The sequence below is a fragment of the Rhodopseudomonas sp. BR0C11 genome (assembly GCF_010820945.1).
Lineage (GTDB): Bacteria > Pseudomonadota > Alphaproteobacteria > Rhizobiales > Xanthobacteraceae > Rhodopseudomonas > Rhodopseudomonas palustris_H.
Genome location: NZ_QTKI01000020.1, coordinates 1 through 24719, shown reverse-complemented (window position 1 = coordinate 24719; position 24719 = coordinate 1). Strand labels below are relative to the sequence as shown.

Annotated in this window: 14 protein-coding genes; 10 read left to right on the top strand and 4 right to left on the bottom strand. The window is 65.4% G+C overall.

Annotated features, from left to right (window positions below; translation table 11 throughout):
- The first annotated feature begins 85 nt into the window (after positions 1 to 85).
- Positions 86 to 634, top strand: a complete 549-nt coding sequence (locus tag DYI24_RS03510) for a gluconokinase (RefSeq protein WP_164571268.1) — start codon at positions 86 to 88, stop codon at positions 632 to 634.
- A gap of 120 nt (positions 635 to 754) precedes the next feature.
- Positions 755 to 1573, top strand: coding sequence for a Cof-type HAD-IIB family hydrolase (locus DYI24_RS03505; RefSeq protein ID WP_164571267.1), 819 nt, complete (start codon positions 755 to 757; stop codon positions 1571 to 1573).
- Here the strand turns inward: DYI24_RS03505 and DYI24_RS03500 are convergent.
- Positions 1570 to 3378, bottom strand: coding sequence for a glycoside hydrolase family 15 protein (locus DYI24_RS03500; RefSeq protein WP_164571266.1), 1809 nt, complete (start codon positions 3376 to 3378; stop codon positions 1570 to 1572). The genes DYI24_RS03505 and DYI24_RS03500 overlap by 4 nt on opposite strands.
- Positions 3379 to 3382: 4 nt before the next feature.
- Entirely contained in the window at positions 3383 to 5341 is a 1959-nt protein-coding gene (gene malQ, locus DYI24_RS03495) for a 4-alpha-glucanotransferase (protein WP_164571265.1), read from the bottom strand.
- A 207-nt stretch (positions 5342 to 5548) separates the two neighbouring features.
- Between malQ and DYI24_RS03490 the strand changes: the two genes are divergently transcribed.
- The 6 genes from DYI24_RS03490 to treY all read left to right on the top strand — a co-directional run bounded on the left by DYI24_RS03490 (position 5549) and on the right by treY (position 19837).
- Positions 5549 to 7504 (top strand): alpha-1,4-glucan--maltose-1-phosphate maltosyltransferase, encoded by a 1956-nt coding sequence (locus DYI24_RS03490; RefSeq protein WP_164571264.1) that lies wholly within the window; start codon positions 5549 to 5551, stop codon positions 7502 to 7504.
- An 11-nt stretch (positions 7505 to 7515) separates the two neighbouring features.
- A complete protein-coding gene (gene treS / locus DYI24_RS03485; protein WP_164571263.1) occupies positions 7516 to 10818 on the top strand; it encodes a maltose alpha-D-glucosyltransferase in 3303 nt (1100 codons plus the stop codon).
- Complete coding sequence (gene glgB, locus DYI24_RS03480; protein ID WP_164571262.1) at positions 10815 to 12965, top strand: 1,4-alpha-glucan branching protein GlgB; 2151 nt, start codon at positions 10815 to 10817, stop codon at positions 12963 to 12965. The genes treS and glgB overlap by 4 nt, the downstream gene beginning before the upstream one ends.
- 234 nt (positions 12966 to 13199) lie before the next feature.
- Positions 13200 to 15281, top strand: a complete 2082-nt coding sequence (gene glgX, locus DYI24_RS03475) for a glycogen debranching protein GlgX (RefSeq protein WP_164571261.1) — start codon at positions 13200 to 13202, stop codon at positions 15279 to 15281.
- Positions 15278 to 17050 (top strand): malto-oligosyltrehalose trehalohydrolase, encoded by a 1773-nt coding sequence (treZ, locus tag DYI24_RS03470; RefSeq protein ID WP_164571260.1) that lies wholly within the window; start codon positions 15278 to 15280, stop codon positions 17048 to 17050. Before glgX ends, treZ begins: the two co-directional genes overlap by 4 nt.
- A complete protein-coding gene (gene treY, locus DYI24_RS03465) occupies positions 17051 to 19837 on the top strand; it encodes a malto-oligosyltrehalose synthase (RefSeq protein WP_164571259.1) in 2787 nt (928 codons plus the stop codon).
- A gap of 399 nt (positions 19838 to 20236) precedes the next feature.
- Here the strand turns inward: treY and DYI24_RS03460 are convergent, their stop codons facing one another.
- The gene (locus tag DYI24_RS03460; RefSeq protein ID WP_164571258.1) at positions 20237 to 20545 is read right to left on the bottom strand and encodes a polyhydroxyalkanoic acid system family protein; all 309 of its coding nucleotides are present in this window, start codon (positions 20543 to 20545) and stop codon (positions 20237 to 20239) included.
- 178 nt (positions 20546 to 20723) lie between these two features.
- Between DYI24_RS03460 and DYI24_RS03455 the strand changes: the two genes are divergently transcribed.
- Positions 20724 to 20888 (top strand): DUF3309 family protein, encoded by a 165-nt coding sequence (locus DYI24_RS03455; protein WP_013501467.1) that lies wholly within the window; start codon positions 20724 to 20726, stop codon positions 20886 to 20888.
- A gap of 106 nt (positions 20889 to 20994) precedes the next feature.
- Here DYI24_RS03455 and ligD read toward each other — a convergent pair whose 3' ends face one another.
- Positions 20995 to 23739, bottom strand: a complete 2745-nt coding sequence (ligD, locus tag DYI24_RS03450; RefSeq protein ID WP_164571257.1) for a DNA ligase D — start codon at positions 23737 to 23739, stop codon at positions 20995 to 20997.
- Between the two features lie 133 nt (positions 23740 to 23872).
- On the opposite strand from ligD, the gene ku reads away from it, so the two are divergent.
- The coding region (ku, locus tag DYI24_RS03445) for a non-homologous end joining protein Ku (protein WP_164571256.1) at positions 23873 to 24719 on the top strand (847 nt) is incomplete at its 3' end.

Sequence of the window (24719 nt, the reverse complement as noted above, 5' to 3'; positions counted from 1 at the left end):
TTCGCCGGCGAGGATCTGCCGTCCGCGCGCGCCCACTCGCACGGCGAGACGGTGTGGCTGGTGACTCAGGATGCGCTGCCGGAGAATGCCGGTGTCGCCTGAGCCGATGACTTCCAAGCCGCAGCCGCGCGCGCTGATCGTGATGGGCGTTTCCGGCTCCGGCAAGAGCACGGTGGGCGAAGCCCTCGCCCAGCGCCTCGGCTGGCGCTACGAAGACGCCGACGCCTATCACCCTGCAAGCAACGTCGCCAAGATGAGCGCCGGCCAGCCGCTCAGCGATGACGATCGCTGGCCGTGGCTCAAGGCGATCGCTGCCGAGATCGACCGCGTCATCGCGGACGGTAGCTCCATCGTGTTCGGCTGCTCGGCCCTGAAAAGGGCGTATCGCGACGTGCTGGTGCACGGCCGCGACGACATTCGGATCGTGTTTCTCGACGGCGGCCGCGAGCTGATCGGCGCCCGGATGGCGGCGCGGAAGAACCACTTCATGCCGGCCGGCCTGCTCGACAGCCAATTCGCCACGCTGGAGCGCCCCGGCCCGGACGAGCGCCCCATCATCGCCTCGATCGACGCGCCCGTTGAAGCAATCGTCGATGACATCGTCGGTCAGCTTCCAACGTCGATCCGCGAATAATTCGATGCTCACCGTCATTGCGAGCGAAGCGAAGCAATCCAGAAGCTCCGTGCACGATTCTGGATTGCTTCGTCGCTTCGCTCCTCGCAATGACGAAGACTCCACTTTGAGGTTCGATCCATGACCCGCATCCAGCTCGTAATCTCCGACGTCGATGGCACTCTGGTCACCACCGACAAGCGGCTCACCGATCGTGCCCGTGATGCGGTGGCGCGGTTGGAAGCCAGCGGCGTCGGCTTCACCCTCACCTCGAGCCGGCCGCCGGTCGGGATGCGGATGTACAGCGATCCGCTCGGCATCACGCTGCCGCTCGGCCCGTTCAACGGCAGCTCGATCGTCACGCCGACGCTCGACGTGCTCGAGCAACATCTGATTCCGGACAGCGCGGTGACGACCAGCATCGAGCTGTTCGAGAGCAGCGGCATCGACATCTGGCTGTTCACCAACGACAATTGGTACATCCGCCGCGACGACGGCAAATACGTCGCGCATGAAGAGCGCACCATTCGGTTTTCGCCGACAATGGAGGCGGACCTGACGTCGTTCGCCGGCAAGGCCTGCAAGATCGTCGGCGTCAGCGCCGACTTCGCGCTTCTCAAGCGCTGCGAGCCGGAGCTGCAGGCTGCGCTCGGCGACCGCGCGCTGGCGGTGCGATCGCAGGATTACTATCTCGACGTCACCCCGCCCGGGCGCAGCAAGGGAACGTTCGTCGCCGCGATGGCGGAGCGGCTCGGCATCCCGACAGACGCCATCGCCACGCTTGGCGACATGCAGAACGACCTGCCGATGTTCGGCGTCAGCGGTCTGTCGATCGCCATGGGCAACGCTGCCGACGAGATCAAGCAGCAGGCCGCGCACGTCACCGGCCGCAACGACGACGACGGCTTCGCCGCCGCGATCGACTTCATCCTGGAGCGCAATTCGCGTCTCGGCGACTAATTCTGCTTCGAGCGCTGCACCGCCGGCTTCTCGGTGGCGGCCTTGGCGGCAGATAAGTTGTTGGCGGTGTTGATCAGCGCGATGTGGGTCAGCGCCTGCGGAAAGTTGCCGGTCTGACGCTTTTCGACCGTGTCGTATTCCTCGGCGAGCAGGCCGAGATCGTTGGCGATGCCGGCGACACGATCGAACAGCGCCTTCGCCCGATCGATCTGGCCGGCCAGCACATAGGCGTCGGCGAGCCACAGGCTGCAGGCGAGGAACGCGCCCTCTACCGGCACGCTCGGGTCCTTGCTGGCGCGCGAATCGTGACGCATCACGTAGCCGTCGCTCATCAGATGGCGTTCGATCGCCTCGAGCGTGCCCAGCACCCTTGGATCATCCGGCGGCAGGAAGCCGACCGCCGGGATCAGCAGCACCGAAGCATCGAGCACCTTGGCGCCGTAATGCTCGACGAACGCGTTCTGCTCGGTATCGAAGCCGTTGGCACAGACGTCGGCGTGAATCCTCTCGCGCAAGGCGCGCCACTCGGCGACCGGCGCCTTGAGGCCGAACTTTTCCGCGCTCTTGATGCCGCGATCGAACGCCACCCAGGTCATCACCTTGGAGGAGACGTAGTGCTGGCGCGGTCCGCGCAGCTCCCAGATGCCGCTGTCGGGCTGATCCCAGATCTTGGCGAGATGCTGCAGCACCTTGCATTCCAGCGCCCAGGACTCGCCGTCGAGCGCGAGGTCGGCGTTGCGCCACTGGTGGAAGGCGTCGATCAGTTCGCCATAGACGTCGAGCTGCAGCTGCGCGTGCGCGGCGTTGCCGATCCGCACCGGCTGTGCGCCCTGGTAACCGGCCAGCCAATCCGCCTGCCATTCCAGCAGCCGGCGTTCGCCGTAGATGCCGTACATGATCTGCATGCCGGCCGGGTCGCCCGCCACCGCGCGCAGCAGCCAGTCGTGCCAGGCCGCGGCCTCTTCGGTGTAGCCGTTGTTCATCAGCGCGAACAGCGTGAAGGTCGCGTCGCGCAGCCAGCAGAACCGGTAGTCCCAGTTACGCGAGCCGCCGAGCTGCTCAGGTAGCGATGTGGTCGGCGCCGCAACGATGCCACCCGACGGCGCGAAGGTCAGAGCCTTCAGGGTGATCAGCGACCGCATCACCAGATCGCGATGATCGCCCTGATAGGTGCAGCGCCCGGACCATTCGGCCCAAAAATCCTCGGTGTCCTTCAGCGCCGCGATCGAATCGATCGTGTCCGGCACCGGCAGATGCGACGGCCCGTAAGTCATCACGAACGGGATCTGATCGCCCTCGCCGACGTCGAACTCGGCGACCGTGGTCATGTCCTTGCCGTGCGTCGCCACCGGCGTCCGCAGCACCAGCATGTCGGGACCGCCGACCGCCAGCACCGCGCCGTCGTCGCCGCGCCGCACCCACGGGATCGCCGCGCCGTAGCCGAACCGGATCACTAGCTGCATCGCCACTTTGACCCGGCCGCGATCGCCACGCACCAGCCGAACGATGTCGGACGCCGAGCCGCGCGGCGGCATGAAGTCGATCAGCGTGATGCAGCCGGTCGCGGTTTCGAACGTGGTTTCCAGGATCAGGCTGTCGCCGCGATAGCGCCGGCTGCAGCGCACCATCTCCCCCTCAGGCGCGATCCGCCAACGACCGTTATTCTCGGTTCCGAGCAGCGCGGCGAAACAGGCTTCGGAATCGAACGACGGCCAGCACAGCCAATCGATCGAGCCGTCGCGGCCGACCAGCGCCGCGGTCTCGCAGTCGCCGATCAGCGCGTAGTCTTCGATCGGATTCGGCAAAACGTCACCCCGCGGTGCGGCGGTCGGCGGTCGGCGCGAGCAGCGCTTGGCGGTTGATCACGGCGGAGATGTCCTCGATCGCCTTCGGCAGCCGCCGCCGCCAGTTCGGATGTTCCGACACCGTGCCCGGCACGTTCGGCTGGTCGAGCACGCCGAGCAGATCTTCCAGCGCGATCGCCAATAGGCGCGACGGCGTGCGCGCCAGGAACGTCAGCACCGCGTAGATATCGTCGTGCTCGATCCCCTGATTGCGGAGCACATCGCCGAGCATCGCCAGCGCGTGCCGGCGGCTGTCGTCGCTCTCGCCCGGATCGACCCCGATCGAACGCTTCAGATGTAGATCGGTCGAGGTGCGCCACCCCGAATAGGTTGCGAGGTCGTGGGTGTTGAAGGTGACCAATGCGTTCGGCAGATAGTGATCGAGCCCGAAGAACCAGCCCTGGTGGAAGTCGCGCTCGAACATCATCACGCGATACGACCAGATCCCCCAGGCGGCCAGCCGGTCGCGGAAGCCGTCCGGCACCGTGCCGAGATCTTCGCCGATCACCACGCAGCGATGCGCAACGCTTTCCTGCGCGGTGACCGCCAGCAGGGCCTCGAGCGGCATCCGCACATAGACGCCCTGATTGGCGGCAAAGCCATGCGGGACGAGATACAACCGGTTCAGCCCGAGCACGTGATCGAGCCGGATTGCGCCGGCGTAGCGCATCGAGGCGCGCAGCATGTCGCGGAACGGCGCGAAGCCGGTCAGCTCCAGCCCCGGCGCGTTGAACCCGGCAAGCCCCCAATTCTGGCCGGCGGTGTTGAGCGGATCGGGCGGCGCGCCGACCGACAGCAGCCGCGAGATCGCGGCCGGTTCGTTCCAGGCGTCGAATCCGTCGCTCTGCACACCGACCGCGACATCGAGATAAAGACCGACGTTCATGCCGCGGGCGGCCGCGAGATCGCGGCAGCCGCGCAACTGATCGTCGGCGCACCACTGCGCGAATTCGAAGAACTCGACCTCTGGGCCGTCTGGCCCGGCGCGCAACTGCGCGCAGCGCGTATCATCCGGCTGTCGCCACTCCTCCGGCCATTCCCACCACGGGTGACCGAATTTGTGCCGCAGCACTTCGAAGCACGCGAACCGCGTCAGCAGCGGCGCGCGCTCGCGGCGAAACGCCTCGAACGCGTCGCGCCGGGCGGCCGACGCCGAGGTGCGGAACGTCTCGTAGGCGGCGCGCAGGCCGCGCCACTTCACCGCCGCCACTGCGGCGTAGTCGATTAGTTCGCCATCGCGCAGCGACGCCAGCGTCTGAGCATCGACCGGCCGATCGTTTCCGGAAAACTCCGGCAGGCCTTCAACGTCGACATACAGCGGATTGAGAAACAGCCGGCTGTTCGGCGAATACGGGCTGCAATCGCCGGGCCGGTCGTCGAACAGCGCATGCAGCGGATTGAGGCCGATGCCGCCGGCGCCGAGGCTGGCGGCGAGTTCGATCAGGTTCGCCAGATCGGTGAAGTCGCCGATGCCCCAGTTGCGTGCCGATCGCAGGCTGTAGAGCTGCACGGCGACCAGCCAGGAGCGATCGAAGGCGCCGCCAAACGCATGCGGCGGCGCGACCAAAAGCGGCACCTCTTCGGCGTGGCCGGATGCGTCCGTCAGCCGCACCCGATAGCTACCGCTCGGCAGATCTTGCGGCCATGCGATGGATCGATCTTCGGCGGTGCCTTCGGCCAGCGTCGCCGTCTCGGCCGTGATCACCCAGCGCACCGGGAGGGCAGCGCCTGGCCCCAGCTCGGAACGGTTTGGCTCGCCCTGCCGGATCACCACGATCCGATCCAGCAATCGCCGCTCCGCCGCCTCAGGGATCGCGTCGATGATCAGCCCCAGGGCTTCTGGCGGCGTGACGTGGCGGCGGCCCTGACCGTCGTAAAACTCGGTCTGGATGCCCAGCTCGGCAGCTTTGGTGAATAAATCCATAAGGCACGCTGTCTACACGCCGCGCGGGGTGCGCCGCGAATCCGCCTGTCCGCCGACAGGATAGTCATATCGAACGCGATTGCGTAGGGTGAGTTCCATTGGAACCAGCGCGTCCTGGAAGCTTTGTAATCGAGAACCGCCCGGTTCACTATGGGACGTGCGTCCTAGATCGTGGGCATCACCTTACTCAATCGATCGTGGGCTATTGTGAACAAGTCGACACAAGCGCTTCAAACCGCCGCCACTCGCGGCGCCTTTCACATCGAAGACATCTATCCGCTGATCGACGGCGGACGATTCCCGGTGAAACGCATTGTCGGCGAGCCGATCGAGGTGTGGGCCGACATCTACCGCGACGGCCACGAAGTCATTGCCGCGGCGTTGCTCTGGCGGCGTGAGCAGGACAGCACATGGCAGCGGGTGCCGATGGTGCACGCGGTCAACGACCGCTGGTCGGCGACATTCACGCCGCAGCAACTCGGCCGTCACGTTTATGCGATCGAAGCCTGGACCGACGAGTTTGCGACCTGGCGACATGGTGCCGAACTCAAGCTGAAGGCCGGCCAGGATCTGTCGCTCGACGCCCTGGAAGGCGCGGGCCTACTCACCAAAGCGCAGACCGACGATCCTGAGGTGCTGCGGCTGATCCAGCAGCGCTGCGAGGAATATCTACGGACCGGCGATATCACGCCGCTGCTGTCGCCGGACCTGCGCGACGCCATGGCGACCAGCCAGGCGCGGCACGACCTCACCCGCACCGAACCGCTGCCGCTGATGATCGACCGGCCGCGCGCCCGCTACGGCGCGTGGTACGAGATGGTGCCGCGCAGCCAGAGCACCGAGCCTGGCCGCCATGGCACCTTCCGCGATTGCATCGCGCGGCTGCCCGACGTCGCCGCGATGGGCTTCGACGTGGTGTACTTCACCCCGATCCATCCGATCGGCCACACCAACCGCAAGGGCCGCAACAACGCGCTGAAGGCCGAGCCCGGTGATCCCGGCAGCCCGTATGCGATCGGCGCCGAGGAAGGTGGACACGATGCGGTGCATCCGGAGCTCGGCACGCTGGCGGACTTCCGCGCCTTCGTCGACGCCTGCGAGGTGGTCGGCATCGAGGTCGCCCTCGACATCGCCGTGCAGTGTTCGCCGGATCATCCGTGGCTGAAGCAGCATCCGGACTGGTTCAAGCGCCGGCCCGACGGCTCGATGAAATACGCCGAGAATCCGCCGAAGAAATACGAGGACATCGTCAACCCGGATTTCTCCTGCGAAGACGCCGGCTCGCTGTGGAACGCGCTGCGCGACGTGATCCTGTTCTGGGCCGGTCATGGCGTGAAGATCTTCCGGGTCGACAATCCCCACACCAAGCCGCTGCGGTTTTGGGAATGGTTGATCCGCGAGGTGCAGCTTCGTCACCCCGACGTCATTTTCCTGGCCGAAGCGTTCACGCGGCCGAAACTGATGAAGGGACTGGCCAAGCTCGGCTTCACCCAGTCCTACACTTACTTCACCTGGCGCACCCAGAAGTGGGAGATCGAGCAATATTTGCGCGAACTCACCGACTATCCGGAGCGTGACTTCTATCGGCCGAACTTCTTCACCAACACGCCGGACATCCTGCCCTTCCATCTGCAGGGTGGCGAGCCGTGGATGTTCAAGTCGCGCCTCGTTCTCGCCGCAACGTTGTCATCCACCTATGGCATCTACAACGGCTTCGAACTGCTCGAGCACGAACCGATCCCCGGCAAGGAGGAGTATCTCGATTCCGAGAAATACGAGATCAAGGTGCGCGACTGGGACAAGCCGGGCAACATCAAGCCCTACATTCGCGACATCAACCGCATCCGCAGCGCCAATCCGGCGCTGCAGCAGACCAGCAATCTCCGCTTCCTCGACGTGCAGGACCCGAATGTGACCGGCTTCGTCAAGACGTCCGTCGACGGCACCAATGCGGTCGCGGTCGCGATCGCGCTCAGCAGCGACTACCATGAATTCTGGCTGCCGCTCGGCGACGTTCAGATCGAGGTCGCCGGCGAGCGCCGGCCTGTCGTTGCGGTCGAGAACCTGCTGACGGGAGAACGCCACGCGCTCGATTGGGGCGGGATCAACCTGCGGATGGATCCTCATCGGGACCCGGCGCTGCTGTTCCGTTGCCTGGCGTGAGTGCGGAAGCCATGAATGAAATGACACCGATCACGACGATCGACGGAACTGACGCGGAAACCTCCGACGAGCTTTGGTACAAAGACGCCATCATCTATCAGTTGCACGTCAAGGCGTTCGCCGACAGCAACAATGACGGCATCGGCGACTTCGCCGGCCTCACCGAAAAGCTCGATTATCTGCAGGAGCTCGGCGTCAACACGCTGTGGCTGCTGCCGTTCTATCCGTCGCCGCAGCGCGACGACGGCTACGACATCGCCGACTACGGCTCGATCAATCCCGACTTCGGCACCATGAAGGACTTCCGCCGCTTCATCGTCGAAGCCAAGAAGCGCAATCTGCGCGTCATCACCGAGCTGGTCATCAATCACACCTCGGATCAGCACGCCTGGTTCAAGCGGGCCCGGCGCAGCCCGAAGAACTCCAGCGCGCGCGACTGGTACGTCTGGAGCGACACCGACCAGAAATATCTCGGCACCCGGATCATCTTCACCGACACCGAGAAGTCGAACTGGACCTGGGATCCGGAAGCGGGCCAGTATTATTGGCACCGCTTCTTCTCACACCAGCCGGATCTCAACTTCGACAATCCGCGCGTGGTCGGCGCCGTCGTCAAGGTGATGAAGCGCTGGCTCGACACCGGCGTCGATGGCTTCCGGCTCGACGCGATCCCTTATCTCTGCGAGCGTGACGGCACCAACAACGAGAATCTTCCCGAGACCCACGCGGTCATCAAGCAGCTGCGCGCCGAACTCGACGCCTATGCCAAGGGCAAGCTGCTGCTCGCCGAGGCCAACCAGTGGCCGGAGGACGTCCAGCAGTATTTAGGCGACAGCGACGAATGCCACATGGCCTACCACTTCCCGCTGATGCCGCGGATCTACATGGCGATCGCGCAGGAAGACCGCTTTCCGATCACCGACATCATGCGGCAGACGCCGGAGATTCCGGCGAACTGCCAGTGGGCGATGTTCCTGCGCAACCACGACGAGCTGACGCTCGAAATGGTCACCGACGTGGAGCGCGACTATCTCTGGAAGACCTATGCGGCCGATCCGAGGGCACGGATCAACGTCGGCATCCGCCGCCGCCTTGCGCCGCTGATGGACAATGACCGTCGCAAGATCGAGCTGATGAACTCGCTGCTGCTGTCGTTCCCCGGCACGCCGATCATCTATTACGGCGACGAGATCGGGATGGGCGACAACATCTATCTCGGCGATCGCAACGGCGTCCGTACCCCGATGCAGTGGTCGCCCGACCGCAACGGCGGCTTCTCGCGCGCCGATCCGGCGCGGCTGTATGCGCCGCCGATCATGGACCCGGTGTACGGCTACGCCTCGGTCAACGTCGAAGCGCAGCAGCGCAGCCTGTCGTCCCTGCTCAGCGCGATGAAACGGCTGATCGCGGTGCGCAAGTCGACGCTGGCCTTCGGCCGCGGCAGCATGACGTTCATCCGCCCGAGCAACCGCGCGGTGCTGGCCTATGTCCGGCAATACGAGGACGAGGTCATTCTCTGCGTCGCCAACCTGTCGCGCGCCGCGCAGGCGACCGAGCTCGATCTGTCGCCGTGGAAGGAGCGCGTGCCGCAAGAAATGCTCGGCCGCACCAAATTCCCGCCGATCGGCGAACTACCCTACATGATCACGCTGGCGCCGTTCGGCTTCTATTGGTTCAAGCTCCAGGAGCCCGGCACCGCGCCGCATGTCGCGCCGGTGTCGGCCGTGCCGGAATTCGTGACCCTGGTGGTGCCGCTCGGCTCGACCTGGATGACGCTCGGCCGCACCCGCTCGATGTTCGAGCACGAGGTGCTGCCGACATTCCTGTCCCGCACCCGCTGGTTCCCGGAGCGCAATCCGCGCGCAATCCATCCGCGGCTCACTTCGGCGATCCCGTTCGCCAATGACGGCGACAACCGGCCGTGGCTCGCCTTCTTCGAGGCGACGCAGCGCGGCACCACTTCGCGCTATCTGCTGCCGATGCAGATCGACTGGGTGCGGTTCGACCGCGAGCGCTACAATCCGCGGGCCTATGCCGCGGTCCGTCAGGGCGCCCGCGAGGGCACTCTGCTCGATGTCGCGGCCGATCCGTCGTTCATCGCTCTCCTGCTGGAGAACGTCCGCGCCTCCCTCACCGTGACCGGCGACAACGGCGACCGGCTGGAATTCCGGCCCGGCTCCAAGCTGGCGGAGCGGCCGGCCGGGCCGTTCCAGAACATCCGTGCCGTGGAGACCGAGCAGTCGAATTCGACCGCGCTGGTCGACGGTGACTACGTGGTCAAGCTGTATCGGCGCCTGCAGACCGGCATCAATCCGGAGCTGGAGATGGGGCGCTTCCTCACCGAAGTCGCCGGCTACACCAACACTCCCGCCCTGCTCGGCAGCGTCGAGCTGATCGAAGGCGACAAGACCAGCGCGGTGGCGGTGGTGCACGAGTTCGCCCGCAATCAGGGCGACGGTTGGACCGTCACCTCCGCCTATCTCGATCGCTACATCGACGAGCAGCGGGTGCTGGTCAGAAGCGAAGAAAAGGCCGAGGGCGATCAGCTCACGCCGTATCTGCACTTCATGGAGCGGACCGGCCAGCGGGTGGCGGAGATGCACATCGCGCTCGCCAGCCATCCGGAAGTGGCCGACTTCGCACCGGAGCCGATCAACGCCGAAGCCTCGCGCGGCTGGGCCGAGACCGTGGCGGCGTCCGCTGAGCGCGTGCTCGATGAACTCCGCCGGCGCCGGGACACGCTGAAAGATACCGATCGGCCGCTGGTCGATGAACTGCTGGCAGCGCGCGAAACGCTGATGTCGCGCATCCATGGCTTGCTTGGCGACGATGGCGGGCTCAACATCCGCCATCACGGTGACTTCCATCTGGGTCAGATGCTGATCGTCAAGGACGACATCTACATCATCGACTTCGAAGGCGAACCGCGCCGGACCATGGCCGAGCGCCGCGCCAAGGCGCCGGCCGCGCGCGACATCGCCGGCCTGGTGCGCTCGATCGACTATTCGACCACCGCTGCGCTCGATCGCGCGCTGAAGGCCGCATCCGAAGAGTCCGGCCGGCTCACCGAGGCCCTGGATCTATGGCGGATTCGCGCCACCGCGGCATTCCTCGATGGCTATCGCCGAACCATGGGCGACAGCCCGGTGTGGCCGGCGGATACCGCAGCCGCGGACCGCGTTCTCGACTTCTTCCTGATTGAAAAGGCGCTGTACGAGATCGACTACGAGATCGCACATCGTCCCGACTGGGTGCGCGTGCCGCTTGCCGGCCTCCTGCGCATCCTGTCGCCGCCTCCCGAGGAGCTTCCATGACCGTGCAACTGAGCGACGAAGCCGACGCAGTTCTCGAAGGCCGTCACGCCGACCCGTTTCGCTATCTCGGCGCACACCCGGAGGATGGCGGCACCGTGGTGCGCGTGCTGTTGCCCGATGCGGCGGCGGTGGACGTTGTCAGCGACAACGGCGAAGCCGCCCCGCTCGAGCAGGTGCATCCGGCCGGACTGTTTACCGGCAAGCTGCCCGGCGGTTCGCCGCGCTACACGTTGCGCGCCCGGTTCGGCGACGCGACGATCGAGCTGCAGGACCCTTATCGTTTCCCACCGATCCTGACCGACTTCGATCTTTACCTGCTCGGTGAGGGCACCGACCAGCGGCTGTACGACAAGCTCGGCGCGCATCCGATGGAGCTGGAAGGCGTCGCTGGCGTCGGCTTCGTGGTGCTGGCGCCGAATGCGCGCCGCGTCAGTGTGGTCGGCGATTTCAACTACTGGAATCCGCTCCGCCACCAGATGCGGGTGCGCGGCAACGGCTATTGGGAGCTGTTCATCCCCGGCGCCCGTGCCGGCGATCACTACAAATTCGACCTCGCTGGCCCGCATGGCGAGCAGCTGCCGCAGAAGTCCGATCCCCTCGCCTTCGCCGCCGAGATGCGGCCGAAGACCGCTTCGATCGTGGTTGATGCCACCCAGCTGCCGAAGCCGCGGCCGGCCCCGGAGAACATCAACGCACTGTCGGCGCCAATGTCGATCTACGAGGTGCATCTCGGCTCGTGGCGCCGCAAGGACGGCGACCAGTGGCTGACCTACCGCGAGCTCGCCGAGCAATTGCCGACCTACGTTCGCGACATGGGATTCACCCACGTCGAATTCCTCCCGGTGAGCGAACATCCGTTCGATGGCTCGTGGGGCTATCAGCCCACCGGTCTCTACGCTCCCACCTCGCGGTTCGGCTCGCCGGAAGATTTCTGCGCGCTGGTCGACGCCTGCCATGCCGCCGGCATCGGCGTGATCCTCGACTGGGTGCCGGGCCATTTCCCGGACGATCCGCACGGCCTCGGCAATTTCGACGGCACCGCGCTGTACGAGCACGCCAACCCGATGCAGGGGCGGCATCTCGATTGGGGCACGCTGATCTACAATTACGGCCGCACCGAAGTCGTCAATTTCCTCACCGCCAACGCGCTGTTCTGGCTGGAGCGTTACGGCATCGACGGCCTCCGCGTCGATGCCGTGGCGTCGATGCTGTATCTCGATTACAGCCGCCCCGCCGGCGGCTGGATTCCGAACAAATTCGGTGGCCGCGAGAACATCGAGGCGATCGATTTCATTCGCCGCTTCAACAGCCAGGTGTTCGCCAATTTCCCGCACGCCACCACCGCTGCGGAAGAGTCCACCGCCTGGCCGCAAGTGTCACGCCCGGTCGAATTCGGCGGGCTCGGCTTCGGCTACAAGTGGAACATGGGGTGGATGCACGACACGCTGAACTACATCAGCAAGGATCCGATCCACCGCAAATATCACCACGGCCAGATCCTGTTCGGCTTGCATTACGCCTTCTCGGAGAATTTCATTCTGCCGCTGTCGCACGACGAGGTGGTGCACGGCAAACGCTCGATCCTCGGCCGGATGCCGGGCGACGAGTGGCAGCGCTTTGCAAACTTGCGCGCGTATTACGCCTTCATGTTCGGTCATCCCGGCAAGAAGCTGCTGTTCATGGGCAGCGAGTTCGGTCAGGAGCGCGAATGGAGCCACGATCGCTCGCTCGACTGGCACCTGCTCGAATACCCGAAATATGCCGGCATCCAGGCGCTGCTGCGCGACCTCAACCAGCTGTACCGGTCGCTGCCGGCGCTGCATCAGCTCGACTGCGATCCGTTCGGCTTCGAATGGCTGATTACCGAAGACGCCAATCGCAACGTGTTCGCTTGGATGCGCAAGGGCAACGATACCCGCTCGCGCTGCCTGGTGATCGTCAACTTCTCGCCCAACGTCTACCAGGACTATCGCGTGCGCGTGCCGTTCCCCGGTCGCTGGCGCGAGGTGTTCAATTCGGATGCGGCCGGCTACGGCGGCACCAATGTCGGCAATGGCGGCGAGGTCCGCACCCTCGAAGGTCTGGTGCCGGAGCTCAGCCTGACGATCCCGCCGCTGGCCGCGATTTTCCTGACGCCGGAGGATTGACGCCTGTGCCGCGCGCAGCGCCAAGCTCGCGCGCGGTCCGGCAACGATCGGCGAGTATCCGTCTCGTGAAATCCCGCACGCGCAAGTGTGACGGTTTGGCGATGCCCGCGCGATCGGGCATCGTTTTGCACAAAGCCACGTCAGAATGGCAGATTTACTAGTGTTCTTCGATTTCGAAGTTCGCTAACAAAGACAGTCGCAGGCTATGCGAACTTCGTGATCGGGACACTCGCTATGCGCCTCACCGCCGGAACCGACTCCCGTCTCGGAGCGACCTGGGACGGGCGCGGCACAAACTTCGCGCTGTTCTCCGCCAACGCCCACAAGGTCGAGCTCTGCCTGTTCGATGCCCAGGGCCGCCGCGAGTTGGAACGGATCGAATTGCCGGAACGCACCGAGGACGTCTGGCACGGCTACCTCAACGACGTCTCGCCCGGCCAGCTCTACGGCTATCGGGTGCATGGTCCCTACGATCCCGATCGCGGCCACCGCTTCAATGCTCATAAGCTGCTGCTCGACCCTTACGCCAAGCGGCTGAACGGCCGGCTGGTGTGGAGCGAGGCGCACTTCGCCTATCGCACCGGTTCGCCCCGCGAGGACCTGTCGTTCGACCGCCGCGACAACGCGCGCGGCATGCCGAAGGCGGTGGTGGTCGACGAGACCGTCGGCAGCGGCCGGCGCGAGACCCGGCCCGGCGTGCGCTGGGAAGACACCATCGTGTATGAGGCTCACGTCAAAGGCCTCACCCAGCAGCGCGAAGATGTGCCGCCCGGGCTGCGCGGCACATTCGGCGGACTCGCCTGCCCGTCGATGATCGCGCATTTCAAGCGGCTGGGCGTCACCACAATTGAACTTTTGCCAGTTCACGGCTTTGTCGATGACCGCATCCTGGTCGAGAAGAAGCTGGTGAATTACTGGGGCTACAACACGATCTCGTTCTTCGCGCCCGAGGTCCGCTACGCGCCGGACAAGGACAATCCGCTGGACTCGTTCCGCACCACCGTGGCGCGGCTGCATGATGCCGGGATCGAGGTGCTGCTCGACGTCGTCTACAACCACACCGCCGAGGGCAATCATCTCGGCCCGACGCTGTCGTTTCGCGGCATCGACAACGCCTCGTACTACTGGCTGAAGCCCGACAATCCGCGCTACTACGACGACTTCACCGGCTGCGGCAATTCGATGAACCTGACCCATCCGCGGGTGCTGCAGATGGTGATGGACAGCCTGCGCTACTGGGTCGAAGTCTGCCACGTCGACGGCTTCCGGTTTGATCTCGCCACGACGCTGGCGCGCGGCCCGAACGGCTTCGATCGCAACTCCGGCTTCTTCACCGCGATCCGGCAGGACCCGATCCTGGCAGGCGTCAAGCTGGTCGCCGAGCCGTGGGATCTCGGCATGGGCGGCTATCAGGTCGGCGCGTTTCCGTCGCAATGGTCGGAGTGGAACGACCGCTATCGCAGCGTGATGCGGCGCTACTGGAGCGGCGAAGGCAGCCTGATCGGCGAAGTCTCGCGGCGGATGACCGGCTCGTCCGACATGTTCAATCACGATGGCCGGATGCCGCGCGCCAGTATCAACCACGTCACGGTGCACGACGGCTTTACGCTCGCCGACCTGTTCAGCTACGAGCACAAGCACAACATCGCCAACGGCGAAGACAATCGCGACGGCTCCAACGACAATCACAGCAACAACTGCGGTGTCGAAGGTCCGACCGACGATCCGAAGATTCTCGGAATGCGCCGCCAGCTCCGCAAGAACCAGCTTGCCTGTCTGTTCCTGGCACAGGGCGCGCCGCTGCTGCTCGCCGGTGACGAAGTCGGCAATTCGCAGTCCGGCAACAACAACGCCTATTGCCAGGACAACGAAATCGGCTGGGTCGGCTGGGACGGCGCCAACACCGAAGACGACATGGTGGAGTTCGTCGGGCTGATGACCGACATCCGCCGCCGCTTCCCGCAGCTGCGCTCGCGGCGCTGGCTCGACGGTCGCCGCGCCGACGGCTCCTACGGCGTGTTGTGGCTGACGCCATCGGCCGCCGAGATGACCGAGCAGGACTGGGCGTTTCCCGACGGCCGCTTCCTCGCCTACATGCTGAGCCCGAGCGAACCCGGCGGCGATGCGATTTTCATCGTGCTGAATTCCGGCGTCGAGGCGATCGATTTCCACCTGCCGAAGACCAGCGACTATCCGGTCTGGCACCAGCTGTTCGACACCACCAAGGACACCGTGCAGGTCGCGCCGCTGAAGTGCGGCAGTGCGAGCGCGGCGCCGCCCCGCTCGGTGCTGGCCTTTGCCGGGACGATCGCATGACCGGACGCAGCTTCGGTCCGCGTCTTACTGCGAACGGCGCCGAATTCCGGCTGTGGGCGCCCAACGCGAAAAAAGTGGAAGTGATGCTGGACGGCGCGCCGCATCCGATGCAGCGCGACGACAAGGGCTGGCACAAAACCGAGATTGCCGGAATCGGCGCGGGCGCGCGCTATCGCTTCCGGCTCGACGGCGATCTCGAGGTTTCTGATCCCGGCTCGCTGTTTCAGCCCGAGGATATCGCCGGTCCCAGCGAAGTGATCGACCACGGCGCCTACGCCTGGCGCGCCGCCGATTGGCGCGGGCGGCCGTGGGCCGAGACCGTGCTGCTGGAGACCCACGTCGGCACCTTCACGCCAGAGGGCAGCTTCCGCGCCATGATCGACAAGCTCGATCATCTGGTGGCGACCGGAATCACCGCGCTGGAATTGATGCCGCTGGCGGATTTCCCGGGCCGGCGCAATTGGGGCTATGACGGCGTGCTGTGGTACGCGCCGGACAGCGCCTACGGACGCCCCGAGGATCTGAAAGCGCTGATCGACGAAGCGCATCTGCGCGGCCTGATGGTGTTTCTCGACGTCGTCTACAACCATTTCGGACCGGAGGGGAATTACCTCGGCGGCTATGCTCCGGGGTTCTTCTCGGATTCGCACACGCCCTGGGGTAACGCGATCAATTACTACGTGGCCGAAGTCCGCGCATTCGCGATCGAGAACGCGCTGCACTGGCTGCGCGACTATCGGTTCGACGGGCTGCGGCTCGACGCCGTGCATGCGATCCCGGATCAGGGCGAGATCCCGATGCTGCACGAATTGTCCCGCGAGGCTGGTAAGCTTGCGGCCGAGACCGGCCGGCACATCCATCTGGTGCTGGAGAACGACGACAATATCGCCGCGGTGCTCGATCCGGTCACCGATCCGCCGCGCGGGCAGTATCGGGCGCAGTGGAACGACGATTATCATCACGCCTGGCACGTCGCGCTGAGCGGTGAGCGCCAGGGCTACTATTCCGATTATGCCGATGCACCGCTCGGTCATCTGAGCCGCGCGCTCGGCTCCGGCTTTGCTTATCAGGGCGAGCCCTCGGCGCATCGCTGCGGCACGCCGCGCGGCGAGCCGAGCGGCGAACTGCCACCGCTCGCCTTCGTCAACTTCCTGCAGAACCACGACCAGATCGGCAATCGCGCGCTCGGCGATCGGCTGGAGAGCCTCGCCAAGCCCGCGGCGATCGAAGCAGCATTGGCGATTACGCTGCTGGCACCGATGGTGCCAATGCTGTTCATGGGCGAGGAATGGGGCTCGCAGGCGCCGTTTCCGTTCTTCTGCGACTTCCACGGCGAACTCGCCGAAGCGGTCCGTGCCGGGCGCCGCAAGGAATTCGCCGGCGCCTACGAGAAGTACGGCGATGACGTCCCCGATCCGCTGAGCGAGGACACGTTCAAAAGCGCCGTGCTCGATTGGCGCGAGCGCGACGGCGGCGCCGGCGCGCAGCGGCTGGCTCTGATGTCGCGGCTGCTGCAGCTTCGCCGCAACATGATCGTACCGCGGCTCGCCGGCGCACGGTTCGGCACAGCGGCGGTTGCCGATGATGGAATGCTGACCGCAACGTGGCGGCTCGGCGATGGATCGACGTTGCGGCTCGCGGCGAATTTGACGGACCGCGAGCACGAGGCCGGCGCCGCTGGCCCAGGCGTTGGAACGATTCTGTGGGGCGACGATTGGAACCGGATCATTCCGCCGTGGGCGGTGACCTGGCGCCTCGAGCAATCCTAAATGCCTCCTGTCATTCCGACTGCCACCTATCGTCTGCAACTCACCGCCGATTTCGGTTTCGACCACGCCGCCGCAATCGTCCCCTATCTGAAGCGCCTCGGGATTTCGCATCTCTATGCGTCGCCGTTCATGAAGGCGCGCAAGGGATCGACCCACGGCTACGACATCGTCGATCACACCCAGCTCAATCCCGAGCTCGGCGGCGAAGAAGGCTTCGCCCGGCTCAGCGCCGCGCTGAAGCAGCACGACATCGGCCTGATCCTCGACTTCGTGCCCAACCATGTCGGCGTGCACTACGCCGACAACCCGTGGTGGCTGGAGGTGCTGGAATGGGGCCCGGCCTCGCCGCAGGCGGCGTCGTTCGATATCGATTGGGAGATGCTGCCGTTCCGCGCCCGCGGCGGCGTGCTGCTGCCGATCATCGGCTCGTCCTACGGCAAAGCGCTGGAAGGCGGCGAGATCGAGCTGCGCTACGACCCTGCCGACGGCAGCTTCTCGGCCTGGTACTACGAACACCGGCTGCCGATCGCGCCGCAGCGCTACAGCGAGATCCTGCGCACCATCGTGCGCGAGGCGGATGCCGCCGAGACCGACGCCGGACGCGCGATCCTCGAGCTTGCGGCGCGCTACACCGGATTGCGCCGTCCGACTCGCAAGGAAGCGCCCGAATTCAAGGCGGCGCTGCAGACGATCTCGGGCGCTGCGGACGTGATCGCGCGCGGGCTCGAGGCCTACCGCGCCGGCGAAGGCCGCACCCAGCAGATCCAGACGCTGCACAACCTTCTGGAGCGCCAGCACTACAAGCTCGGTCATTGGCAACTGGCGTCGAGCGAGATCAACTATCGGCGGTTCTTCGACGTCAACACCCTCGCCGGCTTGCGGGTCGAGGACGCCGGCACCTTCGAGGCGATCCACAGCCGGGTGAAGAAGCTGCTGGCCGACGGCCAGCTGCAGGGCCTGCGTCTCGATCACATCGACGGCCTGCGCGACCCTGCGCAGTACTTCCAGCGGCTGCGTCGGCTGGCCCGCGAGGCGCAAGGCGCAAATGCCCCACCGCTTTACACGGTGATCGAGAAGATCCTCGGCGAAGGCGAGGCGCTGCATCGGTTCGCCGGCGTCCACGGCACCACCGGCTATGAATGGCTCAACGTCATCACCCGCGTGCTGCTCGACGGCAATGGCCTGAAGCCGCTCGACGAGACCTGGCGGCAGGCCAGCAATCTGTCGCCGGCGTTCGATCCGGTGCTCAAGGCCGCCAAGCGCCGCGTGCTGGAGACGTTGCTGCTGAGCGAGTTCACCGTGCTCACCCGGCTGCTGGCGCGGATCGCGTCGGGGCACTACTCGACCCGCGATTTCTCCGCCGACAATCTGCGGCAAGCGTTCGAGCTCTACGTGCTGCACTTCCCGGTGTATCGCACCTATCTGACCGGCAACAGCCCGACCCAGCTCGACCGCCGGCTGATCGAAGACACCATCGCCAAGGCGCGGGCCGACTGGTTCGGCGCCGACGACGGCATCTTCGAATTCCTCAAAGACGTGCTGACGATGGACCTGGTGAAGCCGGGCCGCGCGCCACACTCCAAGCCGCGGGTGCGCCGCTTCGCCCTCAAGGTGCAGCAGTTCACCGGGCCGACGATGGCGAAGTCGCTCGAGGACACCGCGTTCTATCGCTATCACCGACTGCTGGCGCTGAACGAGGTCGGCGGCGATCCGGCCGCGCCGGAGATGCCGACCGCCGCATTCCACGCCGCGATGCAGAGCCGCGCCCAGGATTGGCCGCACGGCATGACGGCAACGATGACGCACGACGCCAAGCGCGGCGAAGACGCGCGCGCGCGGCTGTTGTCGCTCGCCGAAATCCCCGGCGAATGGGCCAGCGCCGTCGGCAAGTGGAAGCTGCTCAATGCGCCGCACCTCGTCGTCGACGGCGAGATGCGCGCCCCTTCGCCCGCGTTCGAATACATGCTGTATCAGGCGCTGCTCGGCGCCTGGCCGCTGACGCCCGATCCGGATTTCGCCGACCGCTTCCAGGGCTTCGCGCTGAAGGCCGCTCGCGAGGGCAAGCAGGAAACCAACTGGCTCAATCCGAACCTCGCTTACGAAGAAGGCGTGCGCACCTTCATCGACCGCATCCTCGATCCGGCACTGTCGGGTGCGTTCCTGGAGTCGGTCGAGACCTTGCACCGCCGGCTGTCGCTGCTCGGCGCGCTCAACGGGCTCGGTCAGGTAACGCTGAAGGCGATGATGCCCGGCGTGCCGGATTTCTATCAGGGCACCGAGTTCTGGGATTTCTCGCTGGTCGATCCCGACAACCGCCGTCCGGTGGATTTCGACGCGCGTTCTGCGGCGCTGGAGTCACTGCACGACCAGCCCGACTGGGAAACCCTGACCGCGAATTGGAGCGACGGCCGCGTCAAGCTGGCCTGGACGCATCAGTTACTGCGGCTACGGCGCGACCACGCCGAGCTGTTCGCTGACGGCGACTACAGGCCGCTTGCCGTGAAAGGCGCACACCGCGACCGCATCGTCGCATTCGCCCGCACCCGCGGCAGCGAAGCGGTGATCGTCGTCGTGGCGAAGGGCCTCGCTGCGTTGTCCGATGATGGCCGGCAATGGCCGACCGCCGATGCGTATGATGGTGCGATCGATGCCAAAGGCTATGCAATCGAAACCGGCGATGGCGAAAACGCGTCGGGCGAGCTGCAGCTCCGCGACCTGTTCCGCCACCTCCCCGTCGCCGTGCACCGCGCGCGTCTGACAGGCACCAAGCGCATCCGGCGCGGCTGAGCAGGCCGCGTGTCATAAGAGCAGTCCCACCAATGCTGCGTCGTCATTCCGGGGCACGCGCGAAGCGCGTGAACCCGGAATCTGCCGCGAGCACCGACTCCCACAAGCTCTGCTCGCTGCGAGATTCCGGGTTCGCGCTGCGCGCGCCCCGGAATGACTCGGGGGAGAGACTGTGCGAGAGTCCGGCAATCGGAGGTCGCGAACGATCGCGCCCTCCCACAAACACCGAGGCCGCCCGGGAGCTGGAGCCGGACGGCCTGACGGGGTTTGTGCCGATCAGGAAATCGGTTCCCTCACCCGCACGCTCAGCATTCCAAGATTCGGTTACTTACAACTTAATACAATATACCGATAACTACTTGCTGCAACGCCATAATTTGGTGCAACGCACGCAATTTGTTACTTCTTCTCGAGCATCAAGTGTCCGCGCTTCTGGATCACGACGCGCGCCGCATCGGCGAATTTCTGCAGCAGCCACGGCAGGCGCACTTCGAGCCGGACGTGATCTTCGGCAACGTCGACATGGCCGGCAGCGACCTGGCCCAGCGCACGGACGCGGAACAGCATCTGGTCGCCGCGCCAGGTCTCCTCATCCACCTTCAGGATCGGCACGTTGATCGCTGCGCGGCTGAGGCCGGTCTGCAGCCGGCGGCGCGCTTCGTCGCGGCCGAGGCGATGAGGGATCGATACGACAAGCGGAGCTGACATTGGGGCGTCCTCGTCACTGCATGGGTTGATTACTCCCTAATCTAAGTGAGCATTGCGAAAACAACAGGGCCGCGCGCCACATCTCAAGTTTCCGCTTCGGAACCTTCGTTGTTACGCCGTGTTCTCACTCCCAGCAGGCGGAGCACTCGGGCGACCCGCCGCGATAAGGAGAGCGGAAATGTCCATCGGCACAATCATCCTCATCATTCTGATCATCGCCTTGCTGGGCGGCTTTACCGGCGTCGGCGGCGGACCGTTCTACGGCACCGGATATTACGGCGGCGGCGGCCTCGGTCTGGTGATCGTGATCCTGCTGATCCTGCTGCTGCTCGGCAAGATCTGACACATCCTATCTTCGATCTGCCGATCGACGCTGTCATGCCCGGGATCGTCCCGGGCATCCACGTATGCGGCGCAGATCAGCGACGCGGAGCAGCGTCACGCCGGGCTCATGATGCGCCCGATGTCAGCGCCTTGATCGCCGGCTTCAGCGGGGCTGCCGCCTCGTCGTAGTCGGTCCACGCCTTGGACCGCTTCATCAACGCGGGCACCGTCTCGATGGTGTAACGCTTGGGGTCGAGACCGGCCTTCACCTGCGACCACGTCACCGGCATCGACGCGGTTGCGCCGCTGCGGGCTCGCGGCGAGAGTACCGCGACCGCCGTCGACATTCGGTCGTTGCGCAGATAATCGAGGAAAATCTTTCCCGTGCGCTTCTGCTTAGACATGTTGAGCAGATACTGCTCGGGACTATCCTCAGCCATCTGCGCGCACACCGTCTGGGCAAACGTCTTGGCCGCCTTCCAGTCGACACTGTCGTCCGGCTTCAGCGGCACCACGACGTGCAAGCCCTTGCCGCCGGTGGTCTTGCAGAACGTCGCGAGCCCCAGCGCTTCGAGCCGCTGCTTCATTTCCTTGGCGGCCACGATCACCTCGTCGAACCCAACCTCGGGCGCCGGATCGAGATCGAATACCAGCCGTCCCGGCACGTCGTAGCGGTTCGGCGCGCAGTTCCATGGATGCAACTCGACGCCGCCGATCTGCGCCACGGCGATCAGGCCCTCGAGGCGGTCGATCTGCACATACGGTTTGCGATCGCCGGAAACCTTGGCCAGTTCGATCAGGTTCGACATTCCCGGCATGGCGTGCCGCTGAAAGAACAGCTCGCCGCCGATGCCGTCGGGCGCGCGCACGATCGAACACGGCCGCCCCTTGATGTGCGGGATCAGCCAGTCGCCCACTTCGGCGAAGTAATCGGCCAGATCGCGCTTGGTGACGGCGCCGCTGATCTCGCTCGCTGGCCACAGCTCCTTGTCGGGCTTGGAGATCACCACGCCCATCACCTCGGACCGGGCAGCGTCGGCGCGGCGGGGCGCGGCGCGCTTGCCCGCAGCCTTTCGCGGCTTCGCCGTCTTGGCGGCCCGGCGCTTCGGCTTTGGTTCGGCCAGCTCGACCTGCTGCGGCTCCTCGGCTTCGACCTCCGCAGCCGGCTTGTCGGCGCGCAGCCCCTTGAAGGCCGCCTGACGCACCATGCCGCCGCCGGTGAAGCCGGCGAATTCGATCTCGGCGACCAGCTCCGGAGTCACCCAGTGGACGTCGCGCGCCTTCTTCGGCGCATTGGCGCCGCTGAACGGATTGCGATCGGCTTCATGCGCCTTCAGCTCCGGCAGGATGCGCTTGACGACGTCCTGGCCGAACCCGGTGCCGACGATGCCCACATAGGCGAGGTCATCGCCGCGGTGAACGCCGACCAGCAGCGAACGAAATTTGCCGTTCGTGGTCTTCCAGCCGCCGATCACCACCTCGTGGCCGGCGCGGCACTTCGCCTTGGTCCAGGCACCGCTGCGGCCGGAGCGATACGGCGCATCGAGCTTCTTCGACACGATGCCTTCGAGCGACAGCTTGCAGGCCGACTGCAGAATGGCGTCACCGCCGGTTTCGAAATGCTCGACGTAGCGGATCAGGCCTTCCTTGCGACGGCCACGTGCGGCCTTCAGCAAAGCGGCGAGCCGCTGCTTGCGCTCGGACAGCGGCAGTCGGCGCAGATCCTCGCCCTCCGCATACAGCAGATCGAATGCAAAGCAGATCAGGTTGTCGGTATCTCCGTCGGAGAGCGCCGCCTGCAGCGCGGCGAAATCCGGCTGGCCGTGCGAATCCAGCGCCACCACCTCGGTGTCGATGATCGCGTCCGGCAGCGACGCCGCTTCTTCCGCGATCGCGCTGAATTTGCCAGTCCAGTCGAGGCCCTTGCGTGTCAGCAGCTTGGCTTGCCCCTGCTCGATGCGGAGCTGCATCCGGTAGCCGTCGAACTTGATCTCGTGGCCCCAGCCTTCGCCGCCGGGCGGCCGTTCCACCGAGGTGCAGAGCTGCGGCGGCACGAAATCCGGCATGGCCGCGCGCGTGCCACGAACAGCTGACTTACTCCGCGCCGCGGGTTTCGCGGACTTCGCAGGTTTCGCTTTGGCTGGCGTCTTCGGCTTGGCTTTCGTCGCCTTCTTCGTAGCGCCCGTCTCCGCCCGCTGATCGGCCGCGAGCCCGGTGTTGGAATCCCACACCGCATCCGCCGTCACCTTCGCGGCCGCCTTGCGCAGCATGAACGGCTTCGGCGCCTTGCCCTTGCCCGCCGCGATCGTCTCCATGGTGCGTCCCGAGGCGACCGAGCGGTCGTCGTCGAGCACGGTGTTGGCGTCGCCCTCGCGGGCGTCGTCGTCGCGGTGCTTGATCAGCAGCCAATTGGTGCGCTTGCCGCCATTGCGGTCGTGCCGCATCCGCACCAGCACCCAGCTGCCGTGCAGCTTCTCACCGTGCAGGATGAACTTCAGGTCGCCGGTCTTGAAGCCGCGCTCGGGATTGTCGCACTCCCAATAGCCGCGGTCCCAGAGCTGCACCGTGCCGCCGCCATACTGGCCCTTCGGGATCGTGCCTTCGAAGTCGCCGTAGTCGAGCGGATGATCCTCGACCTCGACCGCGAGGCGCTTGTCGTGCGGATCGAGCGACGGTCCCTTGGTCACCGCCCATGACTTGAAGACGCCGCCATATTCCAAGCGCAGGTCGTAGTGCAGACGGGTGGCATCGTGCTTTTGGATTACGAACCGTCGCTGTTTCGATGGTGCCACCTTGGCGTCGCCGCGCGGCTCCGCGGTCTGCTCGAAATCGCGTTTCTTGCGGTAGATGCTGAGCTTGTTGCTGGCCACCGTCGCTCCTTACTTACCGCCGACAGGCTTGGCTTGGTCGGAACCAAAACCCGGGATGCCCGTTCAAGTTCCACCCATGATAGCATCGACGTGACCGCCCGGTCGCGACTGCTCGAGCCCTCGGAGAATTCCCATGCCTCGCGCCTACTGGAAGGGCACGCTGAAGCTGTCCCTCGTCACCTGCCCGGTGGCGCTGTATCCGGCCACGACCAGCGTCGAGAAGACCCGCTTCCACATGATCAATGCGGAAACCGGCAATCGGCTGAAGCAGCAGATGATCGACGAAGACACCGGCGAGGTGGTCGAGAAGGATCAGAAGGCCCGCGGCTACGAGGTGCGCAAGGGTAAGTACATCGAGATCGAAAAGGACGAACTCGAAGCGGTGCAGATCGAGAGCACCCACACCATCGACATCGACAGCTTCGTGCCGGCCGATGAAATCGACCAGCGCTTCCTCAATCATCCGTATTACATCGTGCCGGACGGCAAGGCCGGCGTCGACGCCTTCGCGGTGATCCGCGACGCGATGAAGGACAAAGGCCGCGTCGCGCTCGGCCGCATCGTGCTCACCAACCGCGAGCATGTGCTGGCGATCGAGCCGTTCGGCAAGGGGCTGCTGGCGACCACGCTGCGCTACCCTTACGAGCTGCGCGATGCGGACGAGTATTTCGACGGCATCAAGTCGCCGAAAATCTCCAAGGACATGATCGAACTCGCCGGCCACATCCTCGAGACGAAGGCGGCGCATTTCGATCCGAAGAAATTCAAAGACGAGTACGAGACTGCCCTGAAGGCGCTGGTCAAGCGCAAGGCCTCCGGCAAGTCGATCAAGCTCCCCGAACCCGAGGAGAAGGAGAGCAACGTCGTCAGCCTGATGGACGCGCTGAAGCAGAGTCTCGAAGGCGGCAAATCCGGCACTAAAACCGGCAAAGCCCATAGCCGCCGCAAAGCCTCCCGCTCCTCCCGCACCCCCACCAAAG

Coding starts and splice junctions, on each gene's coding strand:
- DYI24_RS03510 (WP_164571268.1), top strand. CDS start 86: ATGCCGGTGTCGCCTGAGCCGATGACTTCCAAGCCGCAGCCGCGCGCG.
- DYI24_RS03505 (WP_164571267.1), top strand. CDS start 755: ATGACCCGCATCCAGCTCGTAATCTCCGACGTCGATGGCACTCTGGTC.
- malQ (WP_164571265.1), bottom strand. CDS start 5,341: ATGGATTTATTCACCAAAGCTGCCGAGCTGGGCATCCAGACCGAGTTT.
- treS (WP_164571263.1), top strand. CDS start 7,516: ATGAATGAAATGACACCGATCACGACGATCGACGGAACTGACGCGGAA.
- glgB (WP_164571262.1), top strand. CDS start 10,815: ATGACCGTGCAACTGAGCGACGAAGCCGACGCAGTTCTCGAAGGCCGT.
- glgX (WP_164571261.1), top strand. CDS start 13,200: ATGCGCCTCACCGCCGGAACCGACTCCCGTCTCGGAGCGACCTGGGAC.
- treZ (WP_164571260.1), top strand. CDS start 15,278: ATGACCGGACGCAGCTTCGGTCCGCGTCTTACTGCGAACGGCGCCGAA.
- treY (WP_164571259.1), top strand. CDS start 17,051: ATGCCTCCTGTCATTCCGACTGCCACCTATCGTCTGCAACTCACCGCC.
- DYI24_RS03460 (WP_164571258.1), bottom strand. CDS start 20,545: ATGTCAGCTCCGCTTGTCGTATCGATCCCTCATCGCCTCGGCCGCGAC.
- DYI24_RS03455 (WP_013501467.1), top strand. CDS start 20,724: ATGTCCATCGGCACAATCATCCTCATCATTCTGATCATCGCCTTGCTG.